Origin of the sequence: Bacillus sanguinis (genome assembly GCF_018332475.1) — a bacterium.
In the GTDB taxonomy this organism is placed as follows: domain Bacteria; phylum Bacillota; class Bacilli; order Bacillales; family Bacillaceae_G; genus Bacillus_A; species Bacillus_A sanguinis.
This window is the reverse complement of record NZ_BOQB01000375.1, coordinates 1-7,849: the sequence shown is the minus strand read 5'-3', so window position 1 is coordinate 7,849 and position 7,849 is coordinate 1. Positions and strand designations below refer to the sequence as shown.

The following is a 7,849-nucleotide window of genomic DNA, read 5'->3' as shown; positions in this document are numbered from 1 at the left end:
CTCTTTTATATGTTTATTTTTCCTTTTTTTATTGGAACGATTATGGGATTAATAAAATTTTCCCTGTACTTTTTCTGCACTCTAATAATTCATGGGCGCGAGCACCGTCTTGTAAAGCGAATGTAGTAGGACTTGCAATGTTTAATTTTCCAGTAGTGATCCAATCAAATAATTGAGTAGAGCGCTGCTTGCGTTCTTCAAAGGTAGTAAGTACGTTCCAAAGGTCTCCGCCAGTTAAAGTTTTTGAAGTATCCATAAGCATGCGTGGATCAACGGGAGCAGGATTACCGCCAGCCATTCCGTAAAATACGACAGTACCACCAATTTTAGTAGCGCTAAAACTTTCCTCAAGTGTAGAACCTACTGATTCATATACAACATTTACTCCAGTGCCGTTTGTTATTTCAAGAACTTTTGAATGCCATTTTTCAGTATATAAAAATACGTGATCAGCCCCAGCTAACGTGGCTACTTTGGCTTTTTCGGTTGATGACGTAAGACCAATTACTGTTCCGCCATGTAGTTTAATCATTTGAATAAGAAGTTGACCAACGCCGCCAGCCGCAGCGTGTACTAAAGCTATATCACCTTGTTTTATTTGATAGCTATCTTTCGTTAAATAATGTGCTGTTAGACCTTGTAATAAGACAGAAGCGGCTGTTTCAAAAGAAATAGAATCCGGAAGTGGGATTGCTTTTTCTGATGGAACGGCAACTAATTCTGCATTTGCAAATGGAACATCAGCAAATGCAATACGGTCTCCAGGATTGATAGTTGTAACGTCAGCTCCTACTTTTTCAATAATACCAGCACCTTCATAACCTAATATATAGGGCGGATTGCCAGCGAGATGATAATCACCGCGGCGTCTATAAATATCAGCAAAATTTAAACCGATTGCTTTCGTACGGATAAGAATTTCATTTGGATTTATGATTGGATCATGTATTTCTTTATATTGTAGTACATCAGCGTCTCCGAATGCTTCGAAACAAAGTGCTTTCATATGGAATACCTCCATTTTATTGTTTGTCGATGCTCTTTATCATACAATACAAATATCAATAGACAAAGAGGATTATTTCGATGGAATCAATCGGAAATATCGATTGAAAAGAGGGAATAGTAAATGGAGATAAAACAATTAATTACATTTAAAGTAGCCGCGGATACTTTGAACTTTACACAAACTGCGAAGAAATTAAACTTTGCCCAATCGAGCGTAACAGCGCAAATTAAAACGTTAGAAGCTGAGCTAGGTACGCCGCTATTTGAAAGATTAGGAAAACGTCTTTTCTTAACTGAAGCGGGCAGGAAGCTTCAATTATATGCTGATAAGATGATTGCACTTAGTAACGAAGCGAAAATGGCTGTGAAAGATGATGAAGAAATAGCTGGTACGTTAATAATTGGTGCGCAAGAGAGTCAGTGTACGTACAGGCTCCCATCTATATTAAAGAGATTTAAAGCACAGTTTCCTCAAATAAAGCTTATATTTAAACCAGCGCATTCCAATAAAGATGCGAAAGAACAATTGATGGAGGGGAAAGTGGATCTTGCATTTATTTTGGACGAATGTAAAACAGAAGATGCTTTACATGTGGAGCCGCTTATGAAAGAAGAATTAAAAGTAGTAGCTGCTTCAGGGCATCACTTACTCGAGAAAGCTTCCGTTTCTATAAAAGATTTAGAAAGTGAGACACTTTTACTAACGGAGCTTGGTTGCTCGTACCGGACTTTATTTGAAGAACTATTTCGCATAGAAGATGTGTATCCAGCAAATAAAATTGAGTTCGTTAGTGTAGAGGCAATTAAACAATGTGTGATTGCAGATTTAGGTATAGCTGTGTTACCAGCAATAGTAGTAGAAAAAGATATACGAGAGAGGACGATAGAAGAGTTACATTTAGAAAATGCAATTTCACCGATTTATACACAAATTGCTTGGCATAAAGATAAATGGATGACAGCGCCACTGCAGCAATTTATTGATGTGACGAGGGAGTTTTTTACAACAGATTAAGTGGAGAAATATTTATTTTATATAAAAGAAAAATGGCACTTTTGTATAAAGAACCGATGCTTGCATGAAACGAGTATCGGTTCTTTTATGTTTTAAATAAAGAATGCTAAAACATGTGTATTTCTCAACTTTTTTTCTTAGACGGATACGTAAATTTCTTCGTATATTCCAATAATCATAAGGAAATTTACAACGTTTAGTCGTTTCTGTAAGATGCCTCTAGGAAGCATGAAAGGAGGGGCGTACATAGGGGATAGATTGTCTTTATTATACGTACTTATTTTGAGGGAGGAGATTTACAATGTTTAAAAAGTTAATGAAAGTATGTGTGCTAAGTGTAGCGAGTGTAGGGGTATTATTTAGTTTTCAAGAAAGTACATTTGCAGCTACTGATTTAAGTAGTTATTATGACGGGAAAAATCCAGCTACAACGAAAGTATACGGGGGAAGTACAACGTGTGATGCAGATGGATTTAATGCAAAATCTACGGCGGTATACGAAGGGAGTAAAAAAGTAGGGACAGTGTATTTACGTTACAGTAATAAATGTCATGCAGCATGGGCTAAGTTTGTGTTAGATCAACCAGCACCAGCTGTTTCTGGAGGAGTGTATGCGTACGCAGTTGTAAATAAATATAAAAATGGTGTGTTCCAAAAATCAGTTACTTCTAACCAGGGGAACGGCACAATCAAAACAGGTCAAACGAGCACTTATACAGGAATGGTATTTGATTTAACTGCTGATTTCGGATACACAGCAGATGCTGAAGCAGTTACGTTTAATAATGGTTACGGGAAAACTGGCCGTTATTAATAAAGGAGTGGAATTCTATGAAACTTTTTAAAAAAGTAAGCGCATGTCTTTGTCTAGCGTTGCTCATTGTAACTAGTGTGTTTATTACGACCAATAATGATAAAGTATATGCGGAAGATCATTCGTATGATGGGAAAAGTCCGTATTACAATAGTTGTGATCAATCAGCAGTAACGAAAGAGAAGAAGTGGATTGATTCAAATTCTTATGTGGAATTAAAATTTAGCACGACGTGTAAAACAGCGTGGGCAAAAGTTACTGTAACGCGTGCAGCGGTTTATAATAACGAAGCTGATGCAAGGATTGTTAGAAAAACAGATGGAAAGGCATATACTTGCGGAAGTACTGGAGGAAATGGTGTTGTAAATAAAGGGCAAACATCATGCTATACACCAATGGTATATGATTTAGATCCAAGAAAGGCGCAAGCACAGGGGAAACATGCCATTCCGAATAGTGATGCTTATAATTATGCGGAGACTATTTGGTATTGATGGTATTATAAAAAATTTAAGATAACATATTTAAAGAGCATGTTTTGGAACACAAAACATGCTCGATCTGTATTCATTTTAATCATTCTGGTAATCGGGATCTTTGAATTAACTAATAAGGTCTGTATCAGGAGGAGTGTATCCAAGGTGTCTGGCCATTGATACAATTTGTCCTTTATGATGAAACTCATGTGTCTCTGTATGAGTTAAAAGCCATAGCGGTGTTGTACTCCAAGGTTCTTTTTGCCATTTCACTTCATTTGCTATATTTTCAAGCAAACGGTCATTGTATTCGTCTAAAAAACGTTGTACAGTCTCATCTACTAACTTAAATCTAGCACGGATTTTCTCGACATCTGCATGCTCAATTTCATCATCACTAGCAAATGAAAAATCTGCTCGTTTTTGCTTAAATGCGAACGATCCAAGCCAGTATCGATAGCAATCGGCTACATGAATATGTGTCTTTATGATGCTACCGCTTCCGAAATTAGGAACTGTGCTATGTAATTTTTCTAGTGGGATTTCTTCCAAAAATGAAAATAGAGTTTCTCTTGTAGAGCTAATAAGATTATATTGTTGTTTTAAAATATGTAACATGTAATTGACACTCCTCTTTTATTTAAACTATTTGTGTAGTAAGTAATTCTATATGTACGAGAGGTGAACCTTTTTATTATTTTTACTAAGCATATTAGATGTATTTCTTCATTGTTTCTGATAGATTAAACAAGGTGAAACTTTAATAAATTGAACATTCTTAGTTCATAATAAATGATACATGAAGAAGGGGAACGATCAAATGAATAGACTAGTTGGCTTAAAACAATTTGAAATAACGCGCGGGGAATTGCTTAAATTTATGGAGACGCTAGACGATAAAACTGTGGATACACAGCCAGAGGGTTTTAACAATACAATTCGCTGGCATATCGGTCATGTGTTAACGGCAGCAGAAGTTTTCATGTTTGGAAAAGAATTCAAACAATTACCAACTGAATATCCAGGCATGTTTGGATATGGATCAAGACCATCTAAATGGAAAACAGAAGGACCATCGTTAGAAGTGTTAACGGCTCAATTAAAAGAACAAGCGAAACGTATTAACGAAATTCCAGCAGAAGCATTTGAAAATCAATTGCCAGAGCCATTCCTAGGACTGGAAACAGTAGGGGAGCTATACGGTATGATGCTTTATCATGAAGCTGATCATATTGGGCAAATGAAGGCGATGGAGCGTATTATTAAGGCTTTTTAGTTTGAATTGCATATAACGAGCAAAATGACAGATGTATTGTTAAATAATATATATACAAAAAGGTAGATAAATTATTATCTACCTTTTTTGTATAACTTCTTGAAGGTTTAGGAATTATCATCGTGATGCTGATGAAGAAGGAGAAGAAACTAATATATAGGGGTAAAGAAATTTTATCGTTTTTATGGTGTGATTATTAATTATAGTATTCCTAAATATGGAATATACGTATAATAAAAGAGAAGAACTAGAAATAGGGGTGAATACTATGATTACATTAGAACAAAAGTTGGACCAATATACACATACATATGGACAGTTAAAGGGAGAACTAAAATGGAAAACGAGTGATTCGCGAACAGGTATGATGATTGCTGCTATGTATGCAGGTAGTGATAAATTGTTTGATCTCGGACGTTTTCTAGAAATTAGTAGTTATATTAAAAATCAGGTAGGGATGTTTTCATATTTAAAGTCTTATCATCGCTTTGTAGTGGCTGCAACATTAGATATTCACTTTACAGATTACAAGAAAGCTTTTCAAAACTTTTTAGATTTATATGAACAATTGGTCGCTGGTGGTTTTAGCCGGAGTATATTTACTTATCTTGCAGCAGCTGTGCTTTTAACAGAAGATAATGAACAACATGGCACGCACATTCAGCGTTCGATGCAAGTATATAAACGTATGAAAGAGGATCATCTTTTTCTTACAGGTACAAATGATTATCCGCTCGCGGTTTTATTAGCCGGACAATCAGAGAATGTAGAAACACTCATGGACCGTGTAGAGCGTCTTTATCAGAAACTAGCGAAAGCTGGTTTGCGTAAAGGGAATGATCTTCAATTTTTGAGTCATATTCTTTCACTAAAGAAGGATGTCAGGGAAGAAATATTAGTTGCAACATGTACAAACATATGGAATTTGTTAAAACAAGAAAAGGTAAAAGTGAAACAGATGCATTATCCAGCAATCGGGCTATTAGCGTTACTTGAAGATGGAGAAAAAGAGATTCATTCTATTAAAGCGTTGATTGAAAAATTGCAGGGGGAGAAATTATTCCGTTGGCATACAGATGCGAATATTCTTATTGCTATTCAACTGTTCGTAAGTCAGAAAGGTGAGGAAAGTAAGGCTACCAACACAGGTTTACAAACTATGATAGAAGTCCTCATACAAGCACAACAGGCAGCTATGATGGCAACGATTGCCGCTTCATCTGTAGCAACCTCTTCTGCTAGTAGTAGTTCATAATGTGTAACTGTTTATGCTCTTAGAAATTATAACTCCTTTGATAAGGACGGTTTAAAAAATATTACTAAAAAAGCCCATCACTCTCTAATGAGTGATGGGCTGACTGTTTTTACATAATCAGCATTATTTTTTCGACTCTTTCAAATGTTTAAGTTGTGTAACAATCATAATGCTAATAACAACGAGTAGAAACCATGAGCTAATTTTGCTTAAGTGAACGAGATTCCACGTTTCCTGTTGATTTGGATATTGCCATGCTCCGAAAAATGTTGCGATGTTCTCTGCAATCCAAATAAAGAACCCGATAAGAAAAAAGGAGAGAACGAGCGGCATTTTATATGTAACACCTCGTAATGAAAATTCCACAAATGTCCGAAAGAAAACGATGAATAGAAGTAAAGTTAAGAACCATCTAAAATCGTATAGAAAATGATGCGTGAAAAAATTGAAGTAAATCATTGCTCCTAATGGCACGGCAAAAATGGCTTTCGGCCAATGGTACATTTGTAAATGCAATCTTCTCCACGCTTGGCATATGTAACTGGCAACACTTGCATACATAAAGCCACTGTAAAGCGGAACACCAAAAACTTTTGAATATGCCTCTTCTGGATAACTCCATGAACCGAAATGAACTTTATATATTTCTAGTAAAAGCCCGATAAGGTGAAAAACAGTAATTACTTTTAACTCGTCTTTCGTCTCAAGTCCAGTCTTATACATAATCCACTGCATAAGAAGACATACGATGAGTATGAAATCGTAGCGGTATAACCCTGGGATAGAAATGATTTTTGATAGGGCAAGTGTTAAAAAAATAACGGCAGGGAACAAACAGGATAATGCTTGTTCATAAGTAAAATAGAGTAGTTGTTTTACATAAAACATGTTTTCACCTTCTATAATTTCTTGTTTTAATTGAATACTCTGAAGAATAATTAAGTATACTATAGTTCTAAATAATAGAACACAATAATTGGTTTGTTTGGAAAAGTGAAAAAATGTAAAATGAAGTTAACTTAATGTAGAGGAGATGTGCCAATGTCAGCGCTTATTGTAAGTATCCCGTTTAAAAAACAGTTTATGGAACAAGGGGATAAATAGGCTGAAATAATTATCCCTGTTATTTAATAAAGGGGAGTTTGAAATGACAATGAATCTTTTTCAAAATAAAACAATTAAATTAGCAGCTATGAGAGAAGTAGATGCTGAAATAATGGCTAACTGGCAAGAAGATAGTGAATATTTAAGAAATGTCGATACAGATGTAGCATTTCCGCAATCGTTACAGGAAATAGCGAGTGATGGGCTATTAAAGGGACGGAGATCAAATAGTGTTTCTTTCATGTTAAGGACAGTTCAAGAAAATCGCCTAATTGGTTTTGTTGCAATTCATGGCATAGAGTGGAATAACAGAATGGGTTTATTAGCCATTGGTATAGGAGATGCAAATAATAGAGGAAAGGAATATGGAAGAGAAGCGATCCATCTTATCTTAAAATATGCTTTCTATGAATTGAATTTGCACCGCGTCGGTCTGGATGTTATTTCTTATAACAAAGCTGCTATTGAGTTATATAAAAAGATGGGTTTTCAGATGGAAGGTTGTATGAGAGAAGCGGTACAAAGAGATCGGAAGTGTTTTGATCGTATCATTATGGGGATATTGCGGGATGAATGGATAGAGCTGCAAGGTTAGAAAGTACATTCGAAATTATATATGTAGTATGCAGGAGATACAATGGTAATTAGCGAAAATTTACAGTATGTTGATTGAATTTATCCCGCGTTAACGGGCAGTAAAACTCCCCCCTCAAAATTTAGTTGGAGTAAAGAAGTTAGGTGGGAGTCGGGCTGTCCGTTAATGTCCGATTGGTTCAACTAATAATCAGTGGGGATGAACAACCCCCCACTGATTAAAGTTTCACTTTATTTGTTTCAAATTTGTGAAAGAAAGACATATTGATTGAAATTAACTTTTTTATAATTTATCATATACCCATAC

At 35.5% G+C, this 7,849-nt stretch carries 9 protein-coding genes; 6 read left to right on the top strand and 3 right to left on the bottom strand.

The window, feature by feature from the left end; translation table 11 throughout:
- Positions 1 to 40: 40 nt before the first annotated feature.
- Positions 41 to 1,006: a quinone oxidoreductase family protein gene (locus KI369_RS26310; protein WP_212958422.1), complete on the bottom strand. Its 966-nt coding sequence runs from the start codon at positions 1,004 to 1,006 to the stop codon at positions 41 to 43.
- 123 nt (positions 1,007 to 1,129) lie between these two features.
- Here KI369_RS26310 and KI369_RS26305 point away from each other — a divergent pair, with 123 nt between their 5' ends.
- The 3 genes from KI369_RS26305 (at position 1,130) to KI369_RS26295 (ending at position 3,331) form a co-directional block, all read left to right on the top strand.
- The gene (locus KI369_RS26305) at positions 1,130 to 2,023 is read left to right on the top strand and encodes a LysR family transcriptional regulator (RefSeq protein WP_212958420.1); all 894 of its coding nucleotides are present in this window, start codon (positions 1,130 to 1,132) and stop codon (positions 2,021 to 2,023) included.
- Positions 2,024 to 2,324: 301 nt separating this feature from the next.
- The gene (locus KI369_RS26300; RefSeq protein ID WP_212958417.1) at positions 2,325 to 2,837 is read left to right on the top strand and encodes a YjfA family protein; all 513 of its coding nucleotides are present in this window, start codon (positions 2,325 to 2,327) and stop codon (positions 2,835 to 2,837) included.
- A 17-nt stretch (positions 2,838 to 2,854) separates the two neighbouring features.
- Positions 2,855 to 3,331: a DUF2690 domain-containing protein gene (locus KI369_RS26295; protein WP_212958415.1), complete on the top strand. Its 477-nt coding sequence runs from the start codon at positions 2,855 to 2,857 to the stop codon at positions 3,329 to 3,331.
- A 108-nt stretch (positions 3,332 to 3,439) separates the two neighbouring features.
- On the opposite strand, the gene KI369_RS26290 is transcribed toward KI369_RS26295, so the two are convergent.
- A complete protein-coding gene (locus KI369_RS26290) occupies positions 3,440 to 3,931 on the bottom strand; it encodes a DinB family protein (RefSeq protein ID WP_212958413.1) in 492 nt (163 codons plus the stop codon).
- Between the two features lie 181 nt (positions 3,932 to 4,112).
- On the opposite strand from KI369_RS26290, the gene KI369_RS26285 reads away from it, so the two are divergent.
- Both KI369_RS26285 and KI369_RS26280 read left to right on the top strand, forming a co-directional pair.
- A complete protein-coding gene (locus tag KI369_RS26285) occupies positions 4,113 to 4,589 on the top strand; it encodes a DinB family protein (protein ID WP_212958411.1) in 477 nt (158 codons plus the stop codon).
- A gap of 217 nt (positions 4,590 to 4,806) precedes the next feature.
- The gene (locus KI369_RS26280) at positions 4,807 to 5,844 is read left to right on the top strand and encodes a DUF4003 domain-containing protein (protein WP_212958409.1); all 1,038 of its coding nucleotides are present in this window, start codon (positions 4,807 to 4,809) and stop codon (positions 5,842 to 5,844) included.
- Positions 5,845 to 5,967: 123 nt separating this feature from the next.
- On the opposite strand, the gene KI369_RS26275 is transcribed toward KI369_RS26280, so the two are convergent.
- A complete protein-coding gene (locus tag KI369_RS26275; protein ID WP_212958407.1) occupies positions 5,968 to 6,732 on the bottom strand; it encodes a DUF817 domain-containing protein in 765 nt (254 codons plus the stop codon).
- Between the two features lie 259 nt (positions 6,733 to 6,991).
- Between KI369_RS26275 and KI369_RS26270 the strand changes: the two genes are divergently transcribed.
- A complete protein-coding gene (locus tag KI369_RS26270; protein WP_212958405.1) occupies positions 6,992 to 7,543 on the top strand; it encodes a GNAT family N-acetyltransferase in 552 nt (183 codons plus the stop codon).
- The last annotated feature ends 306 nt before the right edge of the window (positions 7,544 to 7,849 follow it).